Origin of the sequence: Rhizobium sp. SL42, assembly GCF_021729845.1 — a bacterium.
Classification (GTDB): Bacteria; Pseudomonadota; Alphaproteobacteria; order Rhizobiales; family Rhizobiaceae; genus Allorhizobium.
Genome location: NZ_CP063397.1, coordinates 484,972 through 511,695, shown reverse-complemented (window position 1 = coordinate 511,695; position 26,724 = coordinate 484,972). Strand labels below are relative to the sequence as shown.

Below are 26,724 nucleotides of genomic sequence, written 5' to 3'. Positions count from 1 at the left end.
GCGGCCGCAGGATATTCTACTCGATGAAATCAGCCATGATAGATGAAACGCTCTCGATGGCAGGTGCAACATTGGCGACACCCTCGGCTTGCTGGCCTTGCGCCCACGCGGACTGAACATCCTTGTATCTGGTTGCGGCTTCGAACTGCTTTACCTCTTCGGCAGTGAGCACACGTACGGTCGCACCTGCCTTCTTCAAATCTTCCAATTGCGTTTCGAAGCTTTCGCCCATGACCGCATCCAATCCCGCATAGGATTTCCGGGCGGCCCGGATGATGGCGTCCTGGTCTTCCTGGGCAAGGCTTTTCCAGACGTCCTTGTTCATAGCGAGGATGTAAACATGACCCAGCCACAGGTCCTTTGAAACCAGAACATGGGGCGCGTTTTCGTGTACCTTCAGCATGTAGCCGCTGTCGACGTTCACCATCAGGCCATCGAGCGTCTTCGCCCTCAGGGCAGCCGGGATTTCTGGTCCCCAGTGCATGGTGACGGGAGTTGCCCCGTAATTCCTGAGAAAATCCAGATGCCAGAAACTTGCAGACCGCCATCGGCCACCCTTCAGCTTATCGAGGTCGACCATCGGCTCGTTGCTGAAAAATGCGACCGGGTATCCTGTGCCGAAGTAGATTTGAACGATGTTATTGTCGTCGAGTTCTGCTGGGAAAGCGGGAATTTCCGAATAGACGCGATCAAAGAATTCAATCTGTCGGCCGCCGATGGGGCCTCGGATGAAGCTTTTGAATATCTGGTGCAGCGGCATCTGCTTGGCCGTATATTCCGGTACCACCGTACCGATGTCGGTTGTGCCCTTCGTGACGGCACCCAATGCATCATAGGCGGCTGCAATCTCGCCGTTCCAGTGATCCTTGATTTTTAGGCGGCCGTTCGACTCCTTCTCGATTGCCGGGAATACGACATCTTTGAGAAATCGTGTGCGCATTCCGCCAAGCGGTTCGTGATCACTAAACCTCAGAATGCGGGTAGACCCCGTGATCCCCTGAGCGGCTGCATTCACGATCAATGGCGTCGATGCGGCCGCGCCAATTGCCGAGGCGATAAACATCCTGCGGCTGAACCCGTTTCCAATGGAGCCTTTGCTGAATTCGGTCATATCGCTACCTTCATGTTAACCCTGACGCGAGCGGGAAAAGAGTGTCTTGCCTGTCAAGAAAGGCTCCGATCATCTGGAGCCATATGACAAGGTTCCGTTGACCCCTCACTTGATCGGGGAATGCCCATATGTATATCTGAATGATCCTTCAGTTGGGAATTCGCATTTTGAAAGACGCCTCTCAGGTTGTGCCGCAACGTCTAAAACCCCGGAAAACCCCAGTTCAATCGCGATCGGGGGTCACCGTGGAAGCGATCCACGAAGCCGCCATTCAGGTTTTGCTGAGCGAAGGGTTATCGCGGCTGACCACCACACGGGTGGCGGAACGCGGCGGCGTTTCGGTTGGAACGCTGTATCAGTACTTCCCCAACAAGGAGGCTTTGCTGTTCGCCATCCTTCTACGTCATTTCAAAGAAGTGGCTGAGGCGCTGGAGCGAGTGGATATTGCAGCGAATGGCCGCCCGCTGGAAGAGCTGGCTGAAAGCATCGCGGATGCCTATGTCTCAGTAAAGGTCGCGCGGCCCGACGCAACAATCGCTCTCTATCGCGTCGCGGGAGCCATCGATCAGTTCAAGATGTCCCCCGATATACATGTAAGACTTGTGAACGCCGTTGTCCGGGTGCTCACCAATGCCTCGGATGCTTCATTCACGGAGCCGAGGAAGGCATCGTTCACCCTTCTTTCGGCGTTGGCCGGTCTTTCGCGGGGAAGCTTTGCCAATCTGGCTTCCGGCCCAGAGATACTTGACGGTTTTCGCGAGGAGGCGCGATTGCTGTCGCGGGCATATCTGAGGGCGGCCGCGCAAATCTGACGATCAGAATGTCCGCTTCGGGCCGAATGCAGACCTTATTTTTTGCGCCTCCGGCGGATGCTGCCGCACACTTAAAAAAGAAAAACCGCCCGCAGCCGGTGCTGCAGGCGGTTTGATATTTCAGGTCAAGGTCGAAGACGAACGTCCGACCTTAGCCAGCAAGGCGCTTGATCAGGCCCAGGGGCGCGAGGCGGCGGTCGCCTGTTCGAAGACGTTGATGCTCGATGCCTTTTCCAGCGTCAGGCCGATATCGTCGAGGCCGTTCAGCATGCAATGGCGCTTGAAGGCATCGAGTTCGAAGGTGATCTTGCCGCCGTCCGGGCCGGTGATTTCCTGGCTTTCGAGGTCGACGGTCAAAACGGCATTGGAGCCGCGGCCAGCGTCGTCGAGCAGCTTTTCCAGGTTTTCCGGGCTGACGACGATCGGCAGGATGCCGTTCTTGAAACAGTTGTTGTAGAAGATGTCGGCGAACGAGGTCGATATGACGCAGCGGATGCCGAAGTCGAGCAGCGCCCAGGGCGCGTGTTCACGCGACGAGCCGCAGCCGAAATTGTCGCCGGCGACCAGGATCTGGGCGTTGCGATAGGCCGGCTTGTTGAGGATGAAATCCGGGTTTTCCGAGCCGTCTTCCTTGAAACGGGCCTCGGCGAACAGGCCGGCGCCGAGACCGGTGCGCTTGATGGTCTTCAGATAATCCTTCGGGATGATCATGTCCGTGTCGATGTTGACGACCGGGAGCGGCGCGGCAACGCCGGTGAGCTTTACGAACTTTTCCATCAATCCTGCCTTCGATCTGGGCGTGTGATCCAACGCTCCTGCGCGCTTTTCGCCTGTCTTATCCGGCGGCCGGCGCCGTGGAGCGGCGATAATGCCCCGGCAATAAAACAAAACATCACAAATTTGAAGGGGAATCTTGCTTGAGATCCGGAGTTCGGGCTAGCGTTGGAGGTCGCGGCCTTTGGCGCACAAGATCTCATCGTCGCAGTCTGCGCGCGCGATCGCTCCCGAAGAGCTTCATCCGACCCTCAAAGGTCGATGATCGTGCCTTTGCCATCGTTCCAGATGCGCATGTCTTCCTGGCGTCTGGCCTTGGCATAGACCGGCGCCTGCCTGGTGCGCAGCATCAGCATGCGCACGGCGAGGGTCACGGTCAGGAAGGCGCCGATGACTAGGGTGAGCGACACAGCGAAAGCTGCGGCGAGCCCGATGAGTGCTAGACCTGCGACGGCGAGGACGGCGGAACGGATATTATGCATGTTGAGTTCCTTTCACACGACGAAGGTGGTCCTTCTTCGCCATGAATGCAAGGGCTTTTCACCGAATTGTCATCTTGCGCAAGGCGGCAAAGCTTGCCAGAAGTCAGCAGCATGACATCCGATCGCGACAACCTTCCTTTGACGCATGCCTTGAAGCTTCGCCGCTCGGTGCTGACCGTGCCGGCGATCAACCGACGTGCGCTCGACAAGGTGGCGGCGCTGGATTGCGATGCGGTGATCTTCGACCTGGAAGATTCCGTCGCGCCGGAGAAGAAGGCCGAGGCACGCGCCAATCTCCTTGATTTTCTGGAAAAAACCGATCTCGGCCATCGCGAGAGGATCATTCGCGTCAACGCGTCCGGCAGCGCATTTTTCCGGGATGATATGGATGCCGTGCTTGCCTGCATGCCCGAGGCCGTGCTGCTGCCCAAGGTCGAGGAGCCGGAGGCGGTGCAGAGCGTGGCCGAGCTGATCGACAAAAGCGGTGCGGCGGAAGGTCTCAGGGTCTGGGCGATGATCGAGACGCCGCGCGGGATCCTGAACGCCGCAGCGATTGCCTCTTGCGGCCGGACGGCGGCTGCGAGGCTCGATGCCTTCGTCGTCGGGCTGAACGATCTGCGCAAGGCAACCGGAGTGCCGGCGGCGCCGGGCCGCAGCGCTCTGGTGCCGTGGCTGATGCAGGTGGTGCTGGCGGCGCGCGCCTACGGGCTGGACGTGATCGACAGCGTCTCGAACGATTTCAAGGATCTTGAGGCCTTTGCCGCGGAATGCAACCAGGGCCGGGCGATGGGTTTCGACGGCAAGATGCTGATCCATCCGGCGCAGGTCGATGGCGCCAATACGGCATTCGGTCCGAGCACCGGGGATATCGCCCATGCGCGGCTGGTGGTCGCGGCATTTGCCCGGCCCGACAGTGCCGGGTTGAACGTCATCAATGCGGATGGCCGGATGATCGAACGGCTGCATCTCGAAGAGGCGGAGCATCTGCTCGCCAAGCTTCAGAACATTCAAGACAGAAAGGTCCATGCAACGTGAAAGTCTATCGTTTCCTTACCGGTCCCGACGACGCGAACTTCTGCCATCGGGTGACCGATGCGCTGAACAAGGGCTGGGAACTGCATGGCGCGCCCAGCCTGTCGTTCAATGCGGCGACCAACCAGATGCATTGCGGCCAGGCGGTGGTGAAGACCGTGCATGGCAAGGACTATGATCCGACGATGAAGCTCGGCGAACAGTGAGGCGCCTGTTGACCCGGGAGATCGGTCTCTTCCGGGTCGATTGCTTCACTTGACGGCCGCATTGCCGCCATCGGCATAAAGGGCCGAGCCGGCGACGAAGCTTGCCATCGGACCGGCGAGGAAAAGGGCGGCCTGGGCGATTTCCTCCGGACGGGCGATGCGCTTCAAGGCATGCAGGCCGGCGGCCCATTGCTTCTGGGCCTCGTCGCCGGCCATGGCCGTATCGGTTCCGCCCGGAAGAAGCGCATTGGCCCTGATGCCCTGGCTCGCATAGTCGGCGGTGATCGCCTTCACCAGACCCATGATGCCGGCCTTGGAGGCGGCATAAGCGCCCATGCCGGGAATGCCGACGCTGGTTCCGACAAAGCTCGAGACGAAGACCAGCGCGCCGGCGCCGCGTTCCAGCATGGCAGGAATCTGGCAGCGGGCGGCAAGGAAGCTGGAGGTCAGGTTTGCAGCCAGCGTGTCCTGCCATTCCGGCAGCGTGACATCTGCGAGCGGCTTGAGCGGACCGATGGTTCCGGCATTGTTGATGGCGATGTCCAGGCCGCCAAACTGGTCGGTTGCGACACGGACCAGCGCTTCATGGGTTTGCGCCAGGGCAACGTCGCCGGGCACGGCGATGGCCCTTCCGCCCTGGCTGCGAATGGCCGCGACGACCTCTTCCAGAGCCTGGCTGCCCCTCGCATTGAGGACGAGCGATGCGCCCTGTGCCGCAAACAACAGGGCGGTTGCGCGGCCTATGCCGGATGAGGCGCCGGTGATGATTGCGGTTTTGTGCCTGATGCCTGTCATGGAAACCTCCTTGTCTCGGAGGTTCACGGATAGGGGCGTCGCCGGGCGGCGGCCACCCGATTCATGCGGGCGTTTTCCGCCTCCGCTGCCGATGCCTGGCTTGGGAGCCGAAATGTCTGTGGTCCTAGCGCTCGGCGGCTGCGTCTTCGGCGCTTTCCTCGATGCGTTCCATGTCGTCGTCGGACAGGCCGAAATGGTGGCCGATCTCGTGGATCAGGACATGGGTGATGATGTCGCCGAGGGTTTCGTCGTTTTCGGCCCAGTAATCGAGGATCGGCCGGCGATAAAGGGTGATCCGGTTCGGCATTTCACCGGTTTCCATGGTGAAACGCTCGGAAATGCCGCGGCCCTCGAACAGGCCCAGCAGATCGAAAGGCGTTTCCAGCGCCATGTCCTCGAAGATCTCATCCGTCGGGAAGTCGCTGATCTCGATGATCAGCTCGCCGGTCAGCGCGCGAAACTCCTGCGGCAGGTGGCCATAGGCCTCGATCGCCAGCGACTCGAAGGTGCTGATCGTCGGGGCATGGCGTTCGCGCCAATCTTCAGTCTGGTCAATGCGGGCCATTAGAACTCCTAACTACCGCCGACATATAGGCATTTCGCCCGCGCATTTCGAGGGCAAATCCAGTCAAGGAATAAATTCACAATGAATCCGGTTGACTCTTGGGCGGAGCTCTGGAATCCATAGGAACATAAAGAGAACATTCTGACAGGAGAGATCGTCATGGGCGCAGGCCCTCAGGCGCAGGAGCAGCTTTTTGCCCTCAGACAGGCGGTCGCCCTGATCGAGGGAAAGGCCAGCCATGCCGCCCGAATGGCGGCCGATCCGGGTCATGCCGATGCCCCCCTTCGCAGCCGGATCGCCGCCAATCCGGATGCTGCCGGGCCGGATGTTGTGGGGTCTGGCAATCGTGATTTCGACCAGCTGATGGCCGAGATCGCGGTTGCCGGCACCATGGTGGAAATCCGCAGCGCGCGCATGCAGGATGCCGGTGCGGCGAGCGGTTTTGCGTTTGCGCTTTCGCGCCTGCTTGACGGCCGGAACGGCACGCCGCGCCGTAGCCTTCTGATCGCCGATCCATTTGCCAGCCGCGAAACCGGCCTTCTCTATGCGCCGGGGCTTGCCGATTTCGGGCTCGAGGCCGGTGAAGTCATCCATGCCCTGCCACGGCGCATCGAGGATGCACTCTGGCTGGCGGATGCGGCACTTTCGTCGCGCGCATTTTCCGCCGTGCTGCTCGAAATGCATGGCAATCCGCAGAAATTCGGGCTGACCGAAAGCCGCCGCCTTTCCCTGAAAGCGCGGGCAGCCGGCGGGACGCTCTTTCTCCTTCGCCAATCGGGAGAGGAGGAGGCATCAAGTGCTTCTCTTCGCCTGCTGGTCGAACCTGCACCCGCCATGGCGCGGGTATTGTCGGATGGCAGTCTGCTTGGCGGCAGCATCGGCCATCCCGTTTTTCGTGTCCTTGCCGAAAAGTCCCGATCGTCGGGGGTTTTTGCGCTTTTCCTGGAGTGGATCATCCATGACCGCCGCCTCAAGCCTCTCTCTCCTGCCAGTTTCGTCATCCCTTCCGGATCGGCGTATCCTGGCGATCTTCTTACCCCGTCTGGCCACAGACAGGCTGGCGCGCCGCCGCTGGGGGCTCTCCTGGCGTTCGAACGGGCGTCCTGAGCACCCTCCGGTCGTCTGTGCCGGGCGGGTTGCCAACAGCATGCGGCTGACGGCGCTGGACGATGAGGCCGAGGCGATCGGTCTCAGGATTGGCCAGGGGCTGGCCGAGGCACGGGCCATCTGCCCGAGCCTTGACGTGATCGAGGCGGATGCGGATGCCGACCGCATCTTCCTTGATGCGCTGGCCGACTGGTGCGATCGCTACACGCCGCTGGTCGCCGTCGATGACGAGAGCGGCTTGATGCTCGACATCAGCGGCTGCGCCCATCTCTTCGGCGGCGAGGAAAAGCTGCTTGACGATCTTCTACGCCGGCTGACCTGTTTCGGCCTGGATGTGCGCGGATCGATTGCCCCGACGCCGGGGCTTGCCTGGGCCGCGGCGCGCTTTTCCGGCCCGCCGATCATTCCGCCTGCGGATGTGCCGGCGGTGCTGGCCGGCCTGCCGGTCAAGGCACTCCGGCTTGCGAGTGAGACCTGCCTGAAGCTCGCCAAGGTTGGCCTGAAGCAGATCGGCGAATTGATGACGGCGCCACGGGGGCCGATCATGCGGCGTTTCGGGCCAGAGCCGCTGTTGCGTCTTGATCGGGCGATGGGCCGCGAAGGTGAGCCGATTTCGCCGCGGCGACCGCTTGCCATGCTTTCTGTCGAGCGACGCCTGGCGGAGCCGATCAGCATGGAGGCACAGATTCTCGATCTTGCCGGCCGGCTTGCCTGCGGCTTGAAGGCGGGGTTGCAAGCCCGGGGCGAAGGCGGACGGCTGTTCGAGCTTTTGCTGTTTCGCGTCGATGGTCGGGTTTTTCGCATCGAAGTCGGAACGTCGGCTCCCCTGCATGATGCGGTGCGGATCCGGTCGCTGTTTTCGGAGCGCTTGTCCGTGTTGCGCGATGATCTTGATGCCGGCTTCGGTTTCGAGTTGATCAGGCTCAATGTGCTGCGCAGCGAGAGCCTGTCGCCCAGCCAGCCGCATTTCGACCAGGAGGCCGAAGCGGAGGGGCGCTTCGGGCGATTTCTCGACCAGGTCTCTGCCCGGCTCGGGCCGCGCTGCCTGACGGTGCCGACGGCACTTGCCAGTCACTGGCCGGATCGTGCTGCGCTGCTGCAGCCTCTGGGTGACGGCCTACCATCACCCGCGGCGCCGCTTCTGGCACCGCAACGGGGAATGCGGCCGCTCCGGCTGTTTGCCCGGCCGGAACCGGTCGAGGTGACCGCCGAGCTGCCGGATGGTCCACCGGCCCTGTTTCGCTGGCGCCGCAGCCGGCATCGGGTGGCGCGTGCCGAGGGACCGGAGCGTGTTGCGCCGGAATGGTGGATCGATGGCGAGGCAAGCCCGCCGCGTGACTATTTCCGCATCGAAGACAGCGCCGGCCATCGTTTCTGGCTGTTCCGCGAGGGACTTTACGAGCGTGGCCCGCATCATCCTGAATGGTATATGCAAGGGGTGTTTGCCTGATGGAGCCCGTCTATTTCGAAATCGGCGCGCGCAGCAATTTTTCCTTTCTCGAAGGGGCTGCTCATCCGGAGGATCTCGTGCGGGCTGCACGGGAGTTGAAGCTTGCCGGCCTGGGGCTTGCCGACCGCAACACTGTGGCGGGTGTGGTGCGTCTGCATGCGGTGGCCAAGGCCAACAATTATGCGTTTCGGCCGGGTGCTCGGCTGGTCTTCGCCGATGAAACGCCGGAGCTTCTCGCCTATCCGATGAACCGGCAGGGCTGGGGTAACCTGTGCAGGCTGCTGAGCGCCGGCAATCTGCGTTCGCAGAAAGGATGCTGCACGCTTTACGAGGCGGACCTGTTCGAATGGTCGCGGGATCTGCTCTTTGCCGCGATGCCGCCCCCGCTTGCCGACACGCATCAGGTCCTGGAGTTCCGCCGTCGGCTCGCGCGCCTTTTGCCTGTTCTTGACGGCCGGCTCTATCTCCTCCTGGTTCCACGCCATGACGGGCGGGATCGCTTGAGTTTTGCCGAAGTCGCAAGCCTGGGCAAAGCCCTGAAGCTGCCGCTTCTCGCCAGCAACGACCCGTTTTATGCCATTCCCGAACATCGACCGCTCGCCGATGTCGTCACCGCCATTCGCGAACATGTGACGATCGCACAAGCCGGTTTTCGGCTCGCCACCAATGCCGAACGACATCTGAAGGCGCCGCGGGAAATGGCGCGCCTGCTCCGGCTTCATCCCGAGGCGATCGCAGCCACCAGCGAATTCTTTAGCCGGCTTCATTTTTCGCTTGACGAACTCGGGCATCAATATCCGGATGAAAGCGTAGACGGCGAACAGCCTGCACAGGCCTTGCGCCGGCTGACCTATGAGGGGGCTGCCCGGCGCTTTCCGGATAAAGACATTACCGAAAAGGTTGCGATGCTGCTGGAATACGAGCTGAACCTGATCGGCGAGAAGAAGTACGAAGCCTATTTTCTCACAGTGCAGCGGATCATCAACTATGCCCGCAGCAAGGATATCCTGTGCCAAGGGCGTGGATCGGCGGCCAATTCCGCCGTCTGCTATTGCCTCGGGATCACCGAGGTGAACCCGGAAAAGACGACCCTGCTTTTTGATCGCTTCATCTCGACCGAGCGTGACGAGCCGCCCGATATCGATGTCGATTTCGAGCATAACCGGCGCGAGGAGGTGATCCGGTTCATCTACGAGGCCTATGGGCGCGAACATGCGGCGCTGACGGCGGCGGTGATCAGCTACCGCGCCCGTTCGGCCGGTCGCGAAGTCGCCAAGGCCTTCGGCCTGTCGGATGACGTTCAGTCGGCGCTGGCCGGTTCGATCTGGGGCTGGTGGACAAAAAACTTCACCGAGGAGCAGGCCAAGGCGGCCGGGCTCGATCTGGCCGATCCGACAACCCGGCGCGTGATGGACTACGCCGACCAGTTGCAGCGTTTTCCGCGTCATCTGTCCCAACATGTCGGCGGCTTCGTGATCACCCGCGACCGGCTCGACGAGGTCGTGCCGATCATGAACACGGCCGATGGCCGGTACATGATCGAATGGGACAAGGACGATCTTGATGTGCTGAAGATCCTGAAGATCGACGTTCTGGCGCTCGGCATGCTGACCTGCCTGGCCAAGGCCATGAAGCTGCTGGAGCAACATTACCGGCGCACGGAAACGCTTGCCTCGATCTTCGACGATGACCAGCCAGCGGTCTATGACATGATCTGCCGGGCCGATACACTGGGCGTCTTCCAGATCGAGAGCCGGGCACAGATGAGCATGCTGCCGAGACTGCGGCCGCGGATTTTCTACGATCTGGTGATTGAGGTGGCGATCGTCCGACCGGGGCCGATCCAGGGCAATATGGTGCATCCCTATCTGAGAAACCGGCAGGAATTCCGAAAGCATGGCCGGCAACCGACCTATCCGAATGCGGAACTCGTGCCGGTGCTGGAGCGGACACTCGGCGTGCCGCTTTTTCAGGAACAGGCGATGCAGATCGCGATTACCGCGGCGGGCTTCACGCCGGCCGAGGCCGACCGGTTGCGGCGGGCGATGGCAACATTCCGGCGGACGGGACAGGTCAGCGATTTCAAGACGCGTTTCGTCGACGGTATGCTCGGGCGGGGCTACGAGCGGGAGTTTGCCGAGCGTTGCTTCAGCCAGATCGAGGGGTTTGGTGAATATGGCTTTCCCGAAAGCCATGCGGCGTCCTTTGCGCTGCTCGTCTATATTTCCTGCTGGTTCAAGGCCTTCTATCCGGATGTGTTCTGCGCAGCCTTGCTCAATTCCCAGCCGATGGGGTTTTATGCCCCGGCGCAACTGATCCGCGACGCGCGCGAGCATGGCGTCGAGATGCGCCCTGTCGATATCAATCATTCCGAATGGGACAACGGGCTGGAAGCGGGGGAGTACGACCGTGCGCGGATCTCGCCGCGTCATCGCGAGATGGCCGGCGTCATCCTGACGGAAAAGGCCGTACGGCTGGGATTGCGGCAGGTCAAAGGTGTCTCGAAGGTGGATATGGAGCTGCTCGTGGCGCAACGCGGATCGGGCTATGATTCGGTGCGTGATCTCTGGCTGCGCACGCGCCTGCCGCGTTCGGTGATCGAGCGGCTGGCGGATGCCGACTGCTTTTCGTCGCTTGGTCTTGGCCGGCGCGATGCGCTGTGGGCGGCGCAGGCGCTGGACGGAGACCAAGCGGTGGAAATGCTGCCGTTGTTTGCAACGGTGCCGCAGGAGGATATCCATGGCGAGGCCGAAATGGCGCTGCCACGCATGCTGCCGGGTGAAGAAGTGCTGAGCGACTACCGCGCGCTGACATTTTCGCTCAAGGCGCATCCGGTGTCCTTCCTCAGAACAGACATGGCGCGGGCCGGCCTCAGCCGTGCCGTCGACCTGGAGACCCTGCGCAACGGCGACTCGATCCAGATTGCCGGACTGGTTCTGGTGCGCCAGAGGCCCGGTTCTGCCAAGGGCGTCATCTTCATGACCATCGAGGACGAGACGGGCGTCGCCAATATCATCGTCTGGCCCAAGGTCTTCGAACGGTATCGGGCGATTGTCATGGGGGGCCGTTTCGTCTGTCTGCGCGGCAAGCTGCAAAAAGCGGATGGCGTCATCCATGTGGTTGCCGATCACCTGGTCGATGCAACGGTCCGGCTCGGCATCCTGCAGCGCGACCTGAAGGATTTTACCACGCTTGCCCATGCCGACGAGGTCCGGCGACCGGGCGTCGATCATCGCCAGGGCAAGGACCATAGCCGGGGTGAGGGCCGGGATCAGGATAAGGACCGGGGTGAAGCGCCGACCGGCGCAGGTCGTGTCTCGCTGGCGGTGATCAGAGAAGGACCGGGAGGAGACGAGGTGCCCGAACGAGGGGAAGTATCAGCAAGAAGGGAGGTGTCAGGCGGTGGGAAAGCCAGAGCAGGACGGGTAGTTTCTGATGGTGCGATTGCCAGCGTCATGCCGAAAGGCCGCAATTTTCACTGAGCGGCGTGGTGTCACGGTCCATCGGAATGTTCTTGACAAAGCGCATCCAGTTCAGCAGAAAGGCGAGAGTAAGAGTCATGTTTGACGGTGCACGCTTTCATGCTGGTCTGCAGCTGCAATTACATTACCGACAAGGACATCAAGTCAGTCATAACTGAGCTGCTTGACGAAGACTGTTGGCAGTTGATCGTTCCCGCCAAGGTCTATCATGCCATGGGCAAGCGCGGCCGGTGCTGCGGCTGTTTCCCGAATGTCGTTGAATTGATCATCCGCACGACAGAGGATTATCACGCCGCCCGCGAGACGGAGACCGCCGAGGTCGTCGATTTCATGGAACGGCTGAAGCGTTTCCATGAAGAGCAGAGAGCAGCCATTCTTGAGCGCCGGATGGCCGCTGTTGCAGCCCGTCGCGCCGTCTGATCGCATCTGTCTATCTTCCTCTTTCTTCTCCCTTTCTTTGTTCTCTCGTTTATCCATCCGCCTTTCGCGCCGACTGCGATAATCGCCGTTGTGTATGCGTTGCGGCCGAGTGCGGCTGTCTGCCCGCGATTTGGTTGTCTGTCCGCGATGCGGTGATGCGCAGCGCGTCGCAAGGTGATCGCAGCCGGCTGGTGATGCCGGCATGGTTGTCGCGTTGGGCTTTTGGTGGCGAGGGCCAGGTGGCTGCGAAGGGCAGGCGATGAGTGCTGGCGATCGAGGTTGGCTCGGGATCGGGTCACGGGATCGGGCCACGGGGTCGAGCGATGGGAGCGGGCCGCAAGAGCGGGCTGCTGGTCGGGCGGTTGATTTCGATCGGATTTGCGCCGTATAGCCGGCTCTCTGCGTCTTTCCCGATGGTCATGCCTGATCACATCAAGTGCGAGATCTGCTCGCCGATATCTTCAGGACCCTGTTGCGGCCGGTGTTCGGATGGTAAAGGTCATGTCTATCGCCGACATATCGGTCCTGGGTGCGAACATAATGCCGGCGGGAACAACCTGGCCGGCGAGATCAGCCTGGCCATCGGGCGCATCCTGGCCCGCGTCGACGGATTTGATGATGAGCGGCGACCGCTTCCAAACTTGTGTCGCTCAAACTCGACAATCTTAGAATACTTCTAAAAAAGCGCTCGACAGGATTTGCGACAGGGCGTAAAGTTTGGCCATTCCATTCACGTAAAGGACGAATTTCATGAAGGGTGATCCGAAGGTCATTGAACGGCTCAACGAGGCGCTTTTCCTCGAGCTTGGCGCGGTAAACCAGTATTGGCTGCACTACCGCCTGCTCGAAGATTGGGGCTATACAAAGCTCGCCAAAAAGGAGCGCGCCGAGTCGATCGAAGAAATGCAGCATGCGGACAAGCTGGTTGCCCGCATTATCTTCCTTGAAGGTCATCCGAACCTGCAGCAGGTCGGCGCATTGCGCATCGGCCAGAATGTCAAGGAAGTCCTCGAAGCCGACCTGGCCGGCGAATACGACGCCCGCACCGCCTACAAGGCATCGCGCGACGTCTGTTATCAGGCAGGAGACTATGTCACGATGAAGCTGTTTGAAGAGCTTCTGATGGACGAAGAAGGCCATATCGACTTCCTCGAGACGCAGATCGAACTGCTCTCGAAGCTCGGCGAGGAAAAATACGGCCTGCTCAACGCCGATTCCGCCGACAACGCCGAATAAGCTGCCGCTGCCAGCCTGAAGAGCTTGCTGTGCCGGGCGTGTCCGGCGCATCTGCCTCTAGCACCTTGAAGCGGTGCGACATGTCGCTCTGCGGGTTGAACTGCATCCATATTGCAAGACGAGACCGGGACACTCACAGGTGTTCCGGCCTCGTTTGATATGCCGTTGCCGCGACTGCCTCGACATGCGCGCGATGCGCGGCATACCGGCCTTGGGGCCTCGGTTGGTGCGGGTGAATTCCGAATCCTTTCATGCGGAGATCGCGGTTTCATCGATGCCTGTGTCCGGCCGCTCAGCGCGCTTTCACGTCAGGCCCCGAGACGAAAGCGCGGGCGATCGGTTGCCGGACTTGCGGCGAGGCAGGTGCGGACGGGATGACGCCGCGCCACCAGGCGCAGCCTGCGGCTGTGGCAATGTCGTTGCGCTTCAAAGGGCTGTTTGGCGGCGGTATTTCGCAGGTGTGGTCCGGGCGTCCGGGCAAGAGCCAATCACCTCGCGCATTTTCATCAGATCTCCGAGGCGTCCTGGCAGATTGTGCCGTGCGTCAAATTGCGCCGCCATCGTTGATACCGGGTGAGGTCGGGATGCTGACCGATGTTGCGACCACGTTTGGCTTGCTGATGCTGCGATATGGGGCGATGTGGAGAATCCCGGTCTTGCGGCTGAGGCGGCGGTGCGGGTGCAATTGCAATTGCAATTGCGGGTGAAAACCTGATCTCCTCCTGCTGCAATTGCGGTCTCATCGATGCTTGCGCCCGCCCGCTCGTTCAGGGTGCCTGCCGTCAGGCTTCGAGGCGAAAGCGTGCGCGATAGGCGGCCGGGCTTGTGGCGAGGCGAGTGCGGAAATGATGACGCATCGTCGCCAGTGTGCCGAAGCCTGAGGCATCGGCAATGTCGTCAAGCGGGACCTGGCCATGCTGCTGCAGCAATTCGCAGGCGTGGCGCAGTCGCTCAAGCAGGAGCCAGTCGCCCGGGGCCTTTCCCGTCAGCTCCTTGAAGCGGCGCTGGAAGGTGCGCTCGCTCATGCCGGCGCGTTCGGCCATCTGCTTCAGGCCGATGTCCTCGTCGAGCCGGCTGCGCAACCAGTCGATCAGCGGGGCGAGCCTTGCACCCTCGCGGTCCTGGAGCACCGGCCGCTCGATGAACTGGGCCTGTCCGCCTTCGCGGTGGGGCGGGACCACGAGGCGGCGGGCAACGCTGTTGGCGGCCTGTGCACCAAAATCCTTGCGCACGACGTGCAGGCACAAATCCATGCCCGCCGCGCTGCCGGCGGCGGTCAGGACATTGCCCTCGTCAATATAAAGAACGTCCGGATCCAGCTCTATCTGCGGATAGCGCGTGGCAACCGCATCCACATACCGCCAGTGGGTGGTCGCACGGCGGCCATCGAGCAATCCGGCAGCCGCCAGAACAGCAATGCCGGAACACAGGGACATGATGCGCGCGCCCCTTGCCTGGGCTGCCCGTAGCGCAAGGATCAATGCGGGCGGCACCGGGGCATCGATACCGCGCCAGCCGGGCACGACAATCAGGTCGGCCTCCTCCAGCAAGTCCAGCCCATTGTCGGCCGTGACCATCAGGCCGCCCGCGGCACGCAAGGGGCCGGGCTCGACCGCTGCGGTGGCATGACGATACCAGCCTTCCCCCATTTCCGGCCGGGCAAGGCCGAAAACCTCGGTCGCTACCCCGAACTCGAAGGTGCAGAGACCTTCATAGGCAAGGGTCGCGACACGCGGGCCGGCGAGCGGGGAGGACTGAAAGGGGGACGGTGACGGCTGCGAGGTTCCGATGGGCGAGAGCGCGGGTGCAGGTATCGGCGACGATGCAGGCAAAGAAATTGACGAAGATGTTGGCGAGGACATTTGTGCGGGCGCTTGTGACGGAATTTGTGAGGGCATTGGCATGGGCACTTGTCAGGGTACTTGTGAGGGCATTGGCGATGAAGGCGATGACCATGAAGGAGTGGGTAATGATGGCAGGCGCGCTGATCGTGCACAGGATGACGGTCCGGGCGCCGAGGACAGCGACGGCGGCGATGCTGGTGGTGGAAACAGGGGCGAGGCAGCGACCGGTTCCGCCGCTTCGGGCGTGGCTGCGACCAGCCCTGCCCCTGTCCCTGCCATTGTCACGGCCATTGGAGACGCCGCGAAAGGCGCATGCGGAGGTTCCGCTAGTGATGCCATTGGCGATGCCTCCGGTGGAGCTATCGGTCGCGCGGCCAGCGGCGCTGGTGGCGCAGCTCGTGCGGTTGCGATCGGCGCAGACATCGATGCCGGCAGGGACGCGCCGTCTCGCGCACGGCGCGGTCGTCCGGGTCGTGTGCCAATCGACGGGCTGTCAGGCGGACGGTCTGGCGGGTTCTCCGGCGGGGCATGTGTCATTGGCGAGATCTTTACGGAGATTGGCATTGACGCCAGTTTCGCCGAATATCTGAAAAAGGCAAGCTCGCTGCATGTTCCACCAGCCAGTCGAGAGCGTGTAATGCCGAGCACCGTCACCGAAATCCCTTCCGCCGATCCCGCCGTCGTCGCCGCCCATTATGCAGCGCGGCTTTCCTTTGAAACCGATTGCTGGGACGTGCATCACGCGCTTTCCACCGGGCTCACGGATTTCGTGCTTGTCGATGTGCGCGGGCCGCAGCTTTTCGAGAGGGCGCATGTACCGGGTGCGATCAACCTGCCGCATGGCAAGATGACCGAGCGGAAGATGGGCGAATGGCCCGACGATACGCTGTTTGTCGTCTATTGCGCCGGGCCGCATTGCAACGGTACCGACCGGGCGGCCCTCAGACTTGGCCGGCTGGGGCGGCGGGTCAAGGTGATGATCGGCGGCATGACCGGCTGGGCTGACGAGGGGTTCGCGGTGGCGACCGGACGATAGGACTGGGCGGGTCGGGTCCGGTCCCTTGCGGCATTCAGCCCTTGCGAGGGCGACACCGTCCGTTGCTGTCTTCGCCCGGACGGTTTCTCGGCGATTGCCGTCTTTTCCTGTGAACCCCCACGCGAACGTGAGGGTTCTGTTCAAGGCCAGAGGGTCAGGCCGCGCGATACTGCTTCACGAACTGGGTACCATCCATCTCCAGCTTGCGGCCGGTGATCTGGCGGTCTTCGCCCAGATACTGAACGTGAAGGTATTCGCGATCATCGAAGTCCGCATGCTTGATCTTGAGGTTGCTGATGGAATGACCACCCGCCTCGACGATCTTGCGCGCCTCCGGCGTCAGCCGGGAGAGAACGTCGTTGATCACGACTGCTTTCGGGCCACCCAGGAGTTTCCCGGTGGTGTCGTCCCAGATCAGCTTGTAGACCGCGCCATGGCGGAAATAGTTGATCTCTACCTCGGTGACACCATGTGCCTTTGCGACGATGATTTCCCCGAGTTTGGAGCCGACGAGAAAGCGGGCAACGGCTTGCTGAACATCGACCGAGAGATCCCAGAACGAGTTCAGAAGAACTTTGCTTTCGTGCATCGTCATGATCCGGTCCTCACTAGTGCTTGTGAGCACCGAGTTCGACCTTGCTCTTGTCGATATCGATTTCACTCTTGCCGGCAAGTTCCGCAACAACGGCCTGCAGCCGCTGCTGTGCCTGAGCGAAAGCATCGTCATGGCCGGTGGCCTCGACGAAAGCTTCAAGCTCCAGCTTGTCCCCATTGTCCAGCATGTGGGCGATTTTGGTCTTGAACATCTGCTTCATATGTATCCTCACTTTTTGAAGCTTGCAGTTTAGTCGCCACTAAAGCGACTGTTGTCTGTGCCGAGTGATCAAATTCGCTCAGCACACTTCTCACCAAAGGAATGCAGTTGTTGCACTTGGGCATGCATCCGATGGATCTGAAGCAGGTCTTGACGTTGTGGGCCCCGGCGCGGCAGGCGGCGCGAAAGGTCTCCTCGTCAATATCGTGGCAGGTGCATCTGGTCCGGCACGTCACAGGGCGATCTCCTCTGCGCGGGTTTCATGCGGGCGAAGCGCGCGCCTGACCGATGGCCAGCATTCGCGGATCTTGTTGTGCATCTTGGTTACCGCGCTCAGCGGCGGATTGAGCAGCTTCAGGTTGACCAGGAACACGCCGATCTGGACGGCCGACAGCTCCTCCGGCAGCAGTTTCCATAGGCCGCTGAGCGACATGATGAGCAGGAAGACCAGCGAAACCCAGAAGGCGAAGTCGCTGATCGCCTCGCTTGCCTGCTTGTAGAGTTCGAAGCGGATGCGGTTCGAATACAGCTTTTCCTGCTCCCGATGGAGCTTCAGCCGGTCGCCATCGGCAACGGCGGCACTGACGCTGCCGAACAGCAGCAGTCCGGTATGGCTGAGCCGCTGGATCAGGGTACCGAATGTCAGCGAGGCGAGGAACGGCACAAGGGCCGAGACGAGCAATGCCGGCAGCAATTCGGGGGACAGGGTGGTTTGCCAGATCAGCACGGCCGGGACGCCGACCAGGACGATCCACATGTCCTTCTGCGCCAGGTCGAAGAGCTTGACGACGTTCTTGCAGTCATTGGTCGCCTTGGCGACATGGTTACCCGGATCGCCATCGCCGCGGATTTCGAACCATCGGCGCTGAACGTCGATCAATAGGCGATCGTCATACATGCGGTTGGTCACCTTCTCGACGATATGCAAAAGCGAGAGGCCGAGAAATATTGCGATGGCATAGGGCGTATAGGCCAGCAGTTCGACCAGGCTGAACCGTCTTTCGCCTTGGGAGATCTCCAGCAGGACTTCCTTGGCGAACCAGGCCTGGATCGGAGCGATGGCGGGTGAAATGATATTGGGCAGAACCGTCAGCGCGAGGAGCCACGGATGCGCCAGCATCATGGCGAGCAGCTCCCAGATCAGCGCTGGAAGCGGCGTGCGAGGACAGTGGCTGCTGCCCGCTGTCGCTTCGATCTGTCCTTTTGTTTCCAGCACCTGCATGACCATTCCAGACGGGAGTGATGTTGGTTTGCCCGGCCCGCCGGAGATGACGGGCCGGGCTGAGTGGGTTAGAATTTTGCGCGGATGCCGGCGAAATAGCTCTTCACGCCTTCCTGGATTTCCGTCGTGCCGTCCGCCTTGTGGTTGACGCGTTCGGTACCCGTGACATTCTTGGCGAGTGCGTAGAGCTCGAATGTCTCGGTGAGCTGGTAGTTCATCGCGAGGTCAAGCGAGAGTTCCGCGTCGCGGGTTTCATTGGCGCTGTCGCCTGCGGAATCGATCCGGGCGGTGTAGCCGAGGCCGGCGGACAGCGAGAGCCTGTCGCTCGGATCCGTCCATTCCAGCGCGACATCGGCGAAGAACGGCGCCTGTTCCTTGAATTCGCGTGTCGTGCCGTCAGCCTGGGTGACCTTGCTGCGGGCAAATGTCTGCGTTGCAAATACGGAGAAGCCGCTGACGACAGGTACGTCCAGCGCGGACAGGCTGATGCGCTGGCTGAGGATGATGCCGTTGGTCCAGCCATTACCGACGTTCTGGTACTGGTAGACGCTGTCACCATCGCTGTTGAGCGTGCCGGTATCGACCGTTTCCATCAGGTCCTCGATCGCGCGGTGGAAAAGCCCGAAGGATAGTTCCACGTCGCTCGTCTCGTAGGTGACGCTTGGGTCGAAAGCCTAGGCGCGCTCGGGGTCGAGATCGGGATTGCCGAGCAGCATGTCGGAATTCTGCGGGATCAGGTTGTCGAATTTCGGCCGGTTGACCAGACGCGCGACGCTGGCATCGACGGCCCATTCCTCGGTCGCCTGGAAATGCACCGGCAATGACGGCAGGACGTCGAAGACATTGCCGCCACCGGTCGTGCCATCGGCAATCGCGGCGTCCAGGTCGCTTGCTTCAAAACGCACGCCCGGCGCGATGGTCAATCCGTTGTCGAAGGTGATTTCATCGAGGATATAGCCGGCCCAGACCGTTTCATCGATCGCATAGACTTCCTTGGCATCCAGTGCCTGGACAACGCCACCGACCGTCTTCTGCTTTTCCTTGGTCCGGTCGCGGACACGGACCAGAGCGCCGGTCTTTACATCATGCTGCACGCCGCCAAGCTCGAAAGGCAATAGCAGATCGACCTGGCTAAAGGTGGACGCGGTCGAGCTTGTCCTCGATTTCCGTCTCGTATTTGTTGGTCGTTTCCACGCCGGCAGCGTTGAAGATACGCTTGCCCTTGTCCTTCTTTTCCGTGGTGCGGTAATTGCCCGCCAGCACCTCGACGCTGGCACCAACCCAGGCGTCGAAATCGTGACGCCAGGAGCCGCTCGCACCATAGGTCCGCTTTTCCTTCTGCTCGACTTCCGTCTCGCTTCCGTTGCCGGAGCCGTTGGCCTTGTATTTGTATTTGATCTTGTCCTTGTCTTCATCGAGTCCGAGAAGCAAGGGTTTCAAATGGACTGCATTGGCGTCGTTCTGCCACAGGATATCGGCGAGCGCGCCGAAGGTATTCATCGACTTGTTTTCGTCCTCGGCTTCGGAAAGAAGCCGCGGTCGCGGTGAATTTTTCCTTGGTCTTGCTGTTGGAATTGCGGGCCCGTGTCAGGCCACCCTGGGCGCCGAAATTGTCGGAATACATGCCGCCGCCGATCGCGCTATGGACCTCGTATCGTGGTGTTTCCGGGATTTCGGCCAGCTTGACCTCGATGCGTCCGGCCAGGCCGTCGGCTTCCATGTCGGCGCGACGTCCGCGGATCACTTCGACGGAATCGACAAGGCCGGCCGGCAGGCTGTCGAGATTGAATTCGCGCTTTTCACCGCCGTCCGGCAGCACGATGCCGTCGATCGAGGTGCGGGTGTATTCCTTGTCCATGCCGAGAACGCGGGCATCCTTGTCCTCGCCCGGTGCACCGCCGGTCATGACACCGGGAAGCCGCTTGACGAAATCCTGGGCCTGCGAGCCGCTTGGCAGGCGGTCGAGCTGATTGCGGTCGAATGTGTCGCCTGGCACGTTGCGGCGGGCAATGCCTTCACCGACGCAGAGCGGACGTCTGTCACCTTCTGCGCGCCGCTGTCCAAGATCGGGTCTGCCGAATATCCGGTACTGTTCGAATTGCCAGCCTGGGCTGGATCGGATGCATGCGCCAACTCTTCTTGCGGTGCCGGCGAGTTGCCAAAAGCCGGCGAATGGCGGAAGCTTCAGGGCGGCGTTTCAATCACGGGGCGAAGATTGCGCATGACGACGATGGTTTCGCATGACAAGGAGCCCACACAACAGCGCCACGGCACGATCTGCCGGGGATGCTGGGACCAGATGCATGTGCCCATTCCGATCCGCGGGGCACTGGCATTGCCGTTTCGCGCCTTTGGCATCACGCGCAGCAAGATGAACCCGAATATCTGCACGATCTGCGAGCGGGCCTTCCAATATGTAAAGAAGCAGCGGCATGTGACGGCCGGTGCGACGATCCTGTTTGCCGATATCAGGGGGTTTACCACCTTGTCGGAGCGCATCGACGTCGTAACGCTCAGCGAGATAGTCAGCCAGTTCCAGGGGCGCTGTGCGCAGGCAATCTGGGCACATGACGGCATCGTCAACAAGCAGATGGGCGATGGACTGATGGCGATCTTCAACTTTCCGATCACGCGCAAGGATCACGCCAGCGCCGCCATCATGGCCGCACGGGATATCCAGCAAAACTGCCGTTCCGCGCTCGACAGACTGACGTCAGATTTTGGCGGGCCGCTCGGCGATACCGGCGCTGTAGGGATTGGTGTCGGCATCCATTCCGGGGATGTCGAAATCGGCGAGTTCTCGAGCTTCCGCAGCGATTTCACCGCGATTGGCGGCGTCGTCAACCAGGCCGCGCGACTGGAATCGCAGGCTGCAGCAGGCGAGATCCTGGTGTCTGCGGAGACTGCTGCGCAGGCCCCGGACCTGATGGCCGGTACGCAAACGCGCTCACTTGTGCTGAAGGGCATCGCGCAACCGGTTCAGGCTCGGGTGCTGACGCTGCATTGATATGGTTTGCCGGGGGCGATGTTGGTGTGCCCGCCGCGCGGCATCCGCGTTTGAACGTCTCCGGCACGCGATCTGCAGCCGACGGGATTTTCAGCCGGTCAGATGGGCGAATTCCGCGACAACCTGTTCATAGACCGCGCGCTTGAACGGCACGATGAGAGCGGGCAGTTCCTGCATCGGCTTCCATTCCCAGGCGTCGAATTCGGCCTGGTGGCCGCCGGGGGGCGGGTTGATGGCGATCTCATTCTCGTCGCCTTCGAAGCGGAAGGCGAACCAGCGTTGGGTCTGGCCCCGGTATTTGCCACGCAAGCCGATGCCGATCAGTTCGGCGGGCAGGTCGTAATTGATCCAGCGGCTGGCTTCGGCAAGCAGCGAGACCGTCTTCATGCCGGTTTCCTCGTATAGCTCGCGGATGGCGGCCGGCAGGGCATCCTCGCCGGCGTCGATGCCGCCCTGCGGCATCTGCCAGAGTTGCGGCGAGCCGTCATATTCCGAATTGCCTTCGACCAAACGGCGGCCGGCCCAGACCAGGCCCTGGCCGTTCAGCACCATGATGCCGACGCAGGGGCGGTAGGGCAGATCCTCGGCCTTGACCGATGGGGCGGGAGATTTTGTCATGATGTCCTCAAGGCTTGTTGTCGGTGGTCAGGGCCGAGACGCCGACGATCTCGATGCCGCGGGCGACCGCCTCCTCGCGCCATTCGGCGACGGCGGAAATCGTCTCGTCGAAGGCTGAGCCGATACCGATCGCCTGGCCGTTGCGCTGGGCGATGCGTTCCAGTTCATCAAGCTTTGCGAGGATCGCCTTGCGATCCAGCTGGGCGTCGATCATCACGTCGCCGAAGGCATGGGGAATGCCGATCGCCTTGGCGAAGTCGCCAGAAAGCGAGCGGGCGGTCGAGCCATCGTCGAGGAAAAGCAGGCCGCGATTGCCGATATCCCGCATGATCGGGTCCATCGCCTTCTCGTCAGAGAGGAAGCGGGCGCCCATATAGTTCATGATGCCGGTGTAGTTGGTGATCTGGGCCATCGCCTGATGCAGGTTGGCGAGATTGGTGGCCTTGCTCTTTTCGGCCACCAGCGTGCCGCGACCGGGATCGTTGTTGGGATAGTCGAAAGGCTCCATCGGCACCTGCAGCACGACTTCATGGCCCTTGCGGCGGGCCTCCTGCATCCAGCGGGTCAGGCTGTTGCCGGTTGCGGCAAAGGCAAGGGTCACGTCGTCGGGCAGGTCGCGGATAGCTTTCTGGCTGCCGGTCTGGCTGAGGCCGATGCCGCCGATGACGATGGCGATGCGGTTGCCGCGGGCGCCGGACCAGGGACGGGCGTAAAATTCGACGGGTTTCAAACCATCGGTGCCGATGACCGGCAGACGGCCTTGCGGGCTGTCCTCCAGCAGATCGTCATTCGGCTGACCGGCCAGGCGCGGATTCTGGATATGCGATCCGATGATCACCGGGCCTTCGCCGTCGCGCGGCTTGGGGGTGTATTTGGTAACGACAGATCCGTCGTCGTTCACGGTGCGCTGGACGTTGGCGCCGTCCTGCGGTCGGCTGCGGATCAGTCCCGAGCCTGCTTCGTCGAGAGCGGTCTTTTCCTCGGCAACCACAACCTCGGTCCCTTCGTCAGCGCCGGCCGGCATGATTGGCGCGGTGTCCTGAAGGGGAAGCGGGGAGAAGGCGGTCAGCGCGGAAAAGCCGACAAGCGCCAGCACGGCTGCCGTCGAGCCCAATGTCGAAAGGCGGAACCGTCGCTCGACGCGACGTCCGCCTTTACGCTCCTGACCGAGCGGTGCATGCAGATCCATGCGGGAATTCCAACGGCTACCGACGGGTCGAAACCCAGGCGCCTGCGCCCGGTGAGGCGCAGGCGATGGCTTGTTCGATTACTGCAGCGAGGCCTTCTGCGGATCGGCCGGGAAGGCCGGGTCCGTCTTGACGCCGCGCAGCAGGTCGAGGGCATAGTTCAGCTGGACGTCGTCCTTGGCTTCCGGCGGCACATAGGCGACGGAACCCGAACCTTCGTCATTCTCGTTCTGGCCCTTGATGTGACCCGGCAGAGCCGATTCACCCTCGGAGCGCACCTTGCCCTGCAGTTCTTCCGGCAGCGGCTGTTCGACCTTGATGTCCGGCTCGATGCCGGTGCCCTGGATCGACTTGCCCGACGGCGTGTAATAGAGCGCCGTGGTCAGGCGGAGCGCACCCTTTTCGCCCATCGGGATGATGGTCTGGACGGAGCCCTTGCCGAAGGAACGCGTGCCGAGAACGGTGGCGCGCTTCAGGTCCTGCAGGGCGCCGGCGACGATTTCCGAGGCCGAAGCCGAACCGCCGTTGACGAGAACGACGAGCGGCTTGCCATCGGTCAGGTCGCCTGCGCTGGCGTTGAAGCGGCGGGTGTCTTCCGGATCACGCGAACGGGTGGAAACCACTTCGCCGCGCTCCAAGAAGGCGTCCGAAACGTAGATCGCCTGATCGAGCAGACCGCCCGGATTGAGACGCAGATCGAGAACGAAGCCCTTCAGCTTGTCGCCCGGCACTTCCTTCTTGATCTTCTCGATCGCAGCTTCCAGGTCGTCGTAGGTCTTCTCGGTGAACGAGATGACACGCAGATAACCGACATCGCCTTCGACGCGCGATTTGACGGCGCGGATCGGGATGATTTCGCGGGTGACGCTGAGTTCGATCGGCTTGTCGGCACCCTTGCGCAGGATGGTCAGCTTGATCGCGGTATTGACCGCGCCACGCATCTTCTCGACGGCTTCCTCAAGCTTGAGGCCGCGCACGGATTCACCGTTGATCTCGGAAATGAAGTCACCGGCGAGAATGCCGGCCTTGGAACCCGGCGTGTCATCGATCGGGGTGATGACCTTGACCAGTTCCTCTTCCATCGTCACTTCGATGCCGATGCCGCCGAACTCGCCGCGGGTCTGGGTCTGCATGTCGGCCGCGTCCTTGGCGTTCATGTAGACGGAATGCGGGTCCAGCGAGGTGAGCATGCCGTTGATGGCGCTCTCAACCAGCTTTTCCTCATCCGGCGGCGTGACATACTGGGCGCGGATGCGCTCGAACACGTCGCCAAAAATCGACAGTTCCTTGTAGGTGGAAGGGCCAGCCGCCTGCGCGGGGACACCAGCCGAGTAAATGACGCTCATCGCGGTTGCGCCCATCAGCGCGCCGACGAGTAGAAGAGAAGCTCTACGAATCATTCTGTGCCTTTCCAGAATCGCCTCCTACCCACCAGGGGCGGGAATCAACCGGTTTTCCGTCTTTCCGAAGTTCTATGTAAAGTGTCGGGCGATCGGTTTCCAGCGCCAAAGCAGTGGCGCTTGCCACTCTTTTTTCCCCCATGCTCGCGAGGGGTTCACCGGAAAGCACGAACTTGCCCTGACTGGTGTTGATCCGGTCCATTCCGGACAGCACCATATGATAGCCGTCGCCCGTGTTCAGAATGATCATCTGACCGTAGCTGCGGAAATTTCCTGCAAATACCACCCATGCGTCTGCCGGTGCAGTGACCAGCGCTCCCGGCGACGAGGCAATGACCATGCCCTGAGCCTGGTGGCCGGTTCCGTCCGGGTCACCAAACTGCCGCAGGGTCTCGCCGGCGGCCGGCAATTCCAGTTTCTGCTGCAGTTCCGAGAAGGGATATGCTGGCGCAATGCGGTTTTTATCAGGCAATCCGGACTGGGCGAGTTCGCGCGCGCGGGTTCGTTGTTCCTCGGTCATCTGGTCGCGCCGCGCCTCTTCGGCGCGGGCCATTTCGGCTGCCTGGCGGGATGACAGGATCTCGCTTTCAAGCGAGCGGATCAGCGCTTCCATGGTCGACGCGCGTTCGGCAAGTGCTTCTGATTGCTTGCGTTCCGCCTGCAGTTGCAAAGTATTGGTGCGCGCCAGCCGATCATTTTCGGCCAATAGCATGTCCATGCGCCGTTCTTCTTCCTGGCGGCTGGAAATGGCGGCGACAAGCTGGTCCATTTCCGTCTTGCCGGCCAAGCGCAGTTCGATCAACTCTTTGAGATCAGCCGCGAGCTTGTCGGTCTGCTGGCGCATGCCTGGGACAACGGAGCCGAGCAGGATCGCGGTGCGGACGGAGGCGAGCGCATCCTCGGGGCTAACGAGCAAAGCGGGTGGCGGGTTGCGACCCATGCGTTGCAGGGCGGCAAGCACTTCGGCCAGGACTGCGCGCCGCTCGCGGAACGAGGCACGGATGCCATCCTCCTTGATGGCGATGCCGGCCAGGCGCTTTTCGCCGCTGGTGATCTGTTTCTCGATGTCCTTGCGCCGCGTGGCGGACTCGATCAGCGCCGTCTTCAGGCTTTCGGTGGTCTTGGCCAGCGCGTCGATGCTTTTCTGCAGTTCGGCGGACTTGTCATTCGACAGGCGCATGCTCTGCGAGATTTCCTGCAGTTCACGACCGATCTGGTCGCGCTTTGTCCGCAGCTCGACTTCCGCATTTGTCGGTGCAGCGGCGGCTGCCGGATTGCGCGCGCCGGTCTCGGCGGCCGGCGGGGTGGAGCCGGTGGTTGCCGCGGGCTCCTGCGCGCTGACGACGGACAGCGGCGTGGCGGACGAAAGGGCGAGCGTCAATACGGCGATGGTCGAAACGGTGACGCCGCAAGCCTTCTGCGACCACGCGCGCGGCTTGCGGCGACGCGGTTCGCTCATGCCAGTCTGGGCAGGCAGGGCAGTCTGGATGGTTTTCGCTGGCAAAGGATGATCCCGGTTCGGCGGGAAAATACGCTGATTTGCCGCATAGGCAAAGCGGCATTGCGCCGGTGCCGTCAAACGCGGTGATAAGGGTGGCCGGTGAGGATGGTGACGGCACGGTAGAGCTGTTCGGCCAACAGGATGCGAACCAGCTGATGCGGCCATGTCAGGCGGCCGAGATTGAGCACCAGCCTAGCCCGATCGCGTAATTCGGGGTCGACGCCATCGGCACCACCGATGATGAAGACCATGTCGCGCTGGCCGTTGTCGGCGGCATCGCCGATGAATTTGGCAAATTCCGGGCTGTCAAAGGCCTTGCCGCGCTCGTCGAGGACCACGATAAGGGCGCCATCGGGGATCGTGCGGGAAAGCTCGGCACCTTCCTCGCGCTTGCGGGTGTCAGCATTGCCGGCCCGGCTTTCATTCAGCTCGACGGAGCGGGTGAATTCCAGCCCGCAGGCGGGACCGGCCTTGGCGAAGCGGTCCAGATAGCGGGATGCAAGTTCCTTCTCCGGTCCAGCCTTCAGCCGGCCCACGGCGTAAATGCCTATTTTCATGACGGCTGTCCTCGTCCTTGGGTCACAAAACCAACTGTCCGGCAAAGCAGGCGCTTGCCGCGTCAC

Annotated in this window: 26 protein-coding genes and 1 pseudogene; 10 read left to right on the top strand and 17 right to left on the bottom strand. The window is 61.7% G+C overall.

The window, feature by feature from the left end; genetic code table 11:
* Positions 1-16 precede the first annotated feature (16 nt).
* A complete protein-coding gene (gene dctP / locus IM739_RS02280) occupies positions 17-1,111 on the bottom strand; it encodes a TRAP transporter substrate-binding protein DctP (RefSeq protein WP_237369643.1) in 1,095 nt (364 codons plus the stop codon).
* Between the two features lie 140 nt (positions 1,112-1,251).
* On the opposite strand from dctP, the gene IM739_RS02275 reads away from it, so the two are divergent.
* The gene (locus IM739_RS02275; protein WP_237369642.1) at positions 1,252-1,923 is read left to right on the top strand and encodes a TetR/AcrR family transcriptional regulator; all 672 of its coding nucleotides are present in this window, start codon (positions 1,252-1,254) and stop codon (positions 1,921-1,923) included.
* 171 nt (positions 1,924-2,094) lie between these two features.
* Here IM739_RS02275 and leuD read toward each other — a convergent pair whose 3' ends face one another.
* Positions 2,095-2,700: a 3-isopropylmalate dehydratase small subunit gene (gene leuD / locus IM739_RS02270; RefSeq protein ID WP_237369641.1), complete on the bottom strand. Its 606-nt coding sequence runs from the start codon at positions 2,698-2,700 to the stop codon at positions 2,095-2,097.
* Positions 2,701-2,948: 248 nt separating this feature from the next.
* The gene (locus tag IM739_RS02265) at positions 2,949-3,179 is read right to left on the bottom strand and encodes a hypothetical protein (RefSeq protein ID WP_007596891.1); all 231 of its coding nucleotides are present in this window, start codon (positions 3,177-3,179) and stop codon (positions 2,949-2,951) included.
* A gap of 111 nt (positions 3,180-3,290) precedes the next feature.
* Here IM739_RS02265 and IM739_RS02260 point away from each other — a divergent pair, with 111 nt between their 5' ends.
* Positions 3,291-4,214: an HpcH/HpaI aldolase/citrate lyase family protein gene (locus IM739_RS02260; protein WP_237369640.1), complete on the top strand. Its 924-nt coding sequence runs from the start codon at positions 3,291-3,293 to the stop codon at positions 4,212-4,214.
* The gene (locus IM739_RS02255) at positions 4,211-4,417 is read left to right on the top strand and encodes a DUF1737 domain-containing protein (RefSeq protein ID WP_007596895.1); all 207 of its coding nucleotides are present in this window, start codon (positions 4,211-4,213) and stop codon (positions 4,415-4,417) included. The genes IM739_RS02260 and IM739_RS02255 overlap by 4 nt, the downstream gene beginning before the upstream one ends.
* A 45-nt stretch (positions 4,418-4,462) precedes the next feature.
* Here the strand turns inward: IM739_RS02255 and IM739_RS02250 are convergent, their stop codons facing one another.
* Positions 4,463-5,212, bottom strand: a complete 750-nt coding sequence (locus IM739_RS02250; protein WP_237369639.1) for an SDR family oxidoreductase — start codon at positions 5,210-5,212, stop codon at positions 4,463-4,465.
* Positions 5,213-5,336: 124 nt separating this feature from the next.
* Positions 5,337-5,777 (bottom strand): metallopeptidase family protein, encoded by a 441-nt coding sequence (locus tag IM739_RS02245; RefSeq protein ID WP_237369638.1) that lies wholly within the window; start codon positions 5,775-5,777, stop codon positions 5,337-5,339.
* Between the two features lie 159 nt (positions 5,778-5,936).
* On the opposite strand from IM739_RS02245, the gene IM739_RS02240 reads away from it, so the two are divergent.
* The 5 genes from IM739_RS02240 to bfr all read left to right on the top strand — a co-directional run bounded on the left by IM739_RS02240 (position 5,937) and on the right by bfr (position 13,472).
* The gene (locus tag IM739_RS02240; protein WP_237369637.1) at positions 5,937-6,884 is read left to right on the top strand and encodes a hypothetical protein; all 948 of its coding nucleotides are present in this window, start codon (positions 5,937-5,939) and stop codon (positions 6,882-6,884) included.
* A gap of 40 nt (positions 6,885-6,924) precedes the next feature.
* Positions 6,925-8,334 carry a Y-family DNA polymerase gene (locus tag IM739_RS02235; protein WP_237369636.1) on the top strand — a complete coding sequence of 470 codons (1,410 nt, stop codon included), beginning with the start codon at positions 6,925-6,927 and terminating at the stop codon, positions 8,332-8,334.
* On the top strand, positions 8,334-11,816 hold the full coding sequence (locus tag IM739_RS02230) for an error-prone DNA polymerase (RefSeq protein WP_237369635.1): 3,483 nt from the start codon (positions 8,334-8,336) through the stop codon (positions 11,814-11,816). Before IM739_RS02235 ends, IM739_RS02230 begins: the two co-directional genes overlap by 1 nt.
* Positions 11,817-11,915: 99 nt before the next feature.
* On the top strand, positions 11,916-12,236 hold the full coding sequence (locus IM739_RS02225; RefSeq protein ID WP_237370945.1) for a (2Fe-2S)-binding protein: 321 nt from the start codon (positions 11,916-11,918) through the stop codon (positions 12,234-12,236).
* Between the two features lie 750 nt (positions 12,237-12,986).
* Positions 12,987-13,472 carry a bacterioferritin gene (bfr, locus tag IM739_RS02220; protein WP_237369634.1) on the top strand — a complete coding sequence of 162 codons (486 nt, stop codon included), beginning with the start codon at positions 12,987-12,989 and terminating at the stop codon, positions 13,470-13,472.
* 782 nt (positions 13,473-14,254) lie between these two features.
* Here the strand turns inward: bfr and ftrA are convergent.
* Positions 14,255-15,262: a transcriptional regulator FtrA gene (gene ftrA, locus IM739_RS02215; protein ID WP_237370944.1), complete on the bottom strand. Its 1,008-nt coding sequence runs from the start codon at positions 15,260-15,262 to the stop codon at positions 14,255-14,257.
* A 691-nt stretch (positions 15,263-15,953) separates the two neighbouring features.
* On the opposite strand from ftrA, the gene IM739_RS02210 reads away from it, so the two are divergent.
* Positions 15,954-16,352: a rhodanese-like domain-containing protein gene (locus tag IM739_RS02210; RefSeq protein WP_237370943.1), complete on the top strand. Its 399-nt coding sequence runs from the start codon at positions 15,954-15,956 to the stop codon at positions 16,350-16,352.
* Positions 16,353-16,506: 154 nt separating this feature from the next.
* On the opposite strand, the gene IM739_RS02205 is transcribed toward IM739_RS02210, so the two are convergent.
* The 6 genes and pseudogenes from IM739_RS02205 to IM739_RS02180 form a co-directional block, all read right to left on the bottom strand.
* Entirely contained in the window at positions 16,507-16,947 is a 441-nt protein-coding gene (locus IM739_RS02205; RefSeq protein WP_237369633.1) for a hypothetical protein, read from the bottom strand.
* A gap of 13 nt (positions 16,948-16,960) precedes the next feature.
* Complete coding sequence (locus tag IM739_RS02200) at positions 16,961-17,158, bottom strand: hypothetical protein (RefSeq protein ID WP_237369632.1); 198 nt, start codon at positions 17,156-17,158, stop codon at positions 16,961-16,963.
* A 240-nt stretch (positions 17,159-17,398) separates the two neighbouring features.
* Positions 17,399-18,388, bottom strand: coding sequence for a hypothetical protein (locus IM739_RS02195; protein WP_237369631.1), 990 nt, complete (start codon positions 18,386-18,388; stop codon positions 17,399-17,401).
* Positions 18,389-18,456: 68 nt separating this feature from the next.
* Positions 18,457-19,590 (bottom strand): annotated as a pseudogene (locus IM739_RS02190) (TonB-dependent receptor domain-containing protein).
* Complete coding sequence (locus IM739_RS02185) at positions 19,520-19,819, bottom strand: hypothetical protein (RefSeq protein ID WP_237369630.1); 300 nt, start codon at positions 19,817-19,819, stop codon at positions 19,520-19,522. The pseudogene IM739_RS02190 and the gene IM739_RS02185 overlap by 71 nt, the downstream one beginning before the upstream one ends.
* The gene (locus IM739_RS02180) at positions 19,800-20,384 is read right to left on the bottom strand and encodes a TonB-dependent receptor plug domain-containing protein (RefSeq protein WP_237369629.1); all 585 of its coding nucleotides are present in this window, start codon (positions 20,382-20,384) and stop codon (positions 19,800-19,802) included. Before IM739_RS02180 ends, IM739_RS02185 begins: the two co-directional genes overlap by 20 nt.
* A 225-nt stretch (positions 20,385-20,609) precedes the next feature.
* Between IM739_RS02180 and IM739_RS02175 the strand changes: the two genes are divergently transcribed.
* Entirely contained in the window at positions 20,610-21,395 is a 786-nt protein-coding gene (locus tag IM739_RS02175) for an adenylate/guanylate cyclase domain-containing protein (protein WP_237369628.1), read from the top strand.
* Positions 21,396-21,485: 90 nt separating this feature from the next.
* On the opposite strand, the gene IM739_RS02170 is transcribed toward IM739_RS02175, so the two are convergent.
* From IM739_RS02170 to rlmH, 5 genes are all read right to left on the bottom strand, one after another.
* Positions 21,486-22,013, bottom strand: coding sequence for an RNA pyrophosphohydrolase (locus IM739_RS02170; protein ID WP_237369627.1), 528 nt, complete (start codon positions 22,011-22,013; stop codon positions 21,486-21,488).
* Positions 22,014-22,020: 7 nt separating this feature from the next.
* Positions 22,021-23,202 (bottom strand): divergent polysaccharide deacetylase family protein, encoded by a 1,182-nt coding sequence (locus tag IM739_RS02165; protein ID WP_237369626.1) that lies wholly within the window; start codon positions 23,200-23,202, stop codon positions 22,021-22,023.
* A 78-nt stretch (positions 23,203-23,280) separates the two neighbouring features.
* A complete protein-coding gene (locus IM739_RS02160) occupies positions 23,281-24,600 on the bottom strand; it encodes a S41 family peptidase (RefSeq protein WP_237369625.1) in 1,320 nt (439 codons plus the stop codon).
* Entirely contained in the window at positions 24,590-26,059 is a 1,470-nt protein-coding gene (locus IM739_RS02155; protein WP_237370942.1) for a murein hydrolase activator EnvC family protein, read from the bottom strand. Before IM739_RS02155 ends, IM739_RS02160 begins: the two co-directional genes overlap by 11 nt.
* Before the next feature lie 116 nt (positions 26,060-26,175).
* Positions 26,176-26,658 carry a 23S rRNA (pseudouridine(1915)-N(3))-methyltransferase RlmH gene (gene rlmH / locus IM739_RS02150; protein WP_237369624.1) on the bottom strand — a complete coding sequence of 161 codons (483 nt, stop codon included), beginning with the start codon at positions 26,656-26,658 and terminating at the stop codon, positions 26,176-26,178.
* Positions 26,659-26,724: the final 66 nt, after the last annotated feature.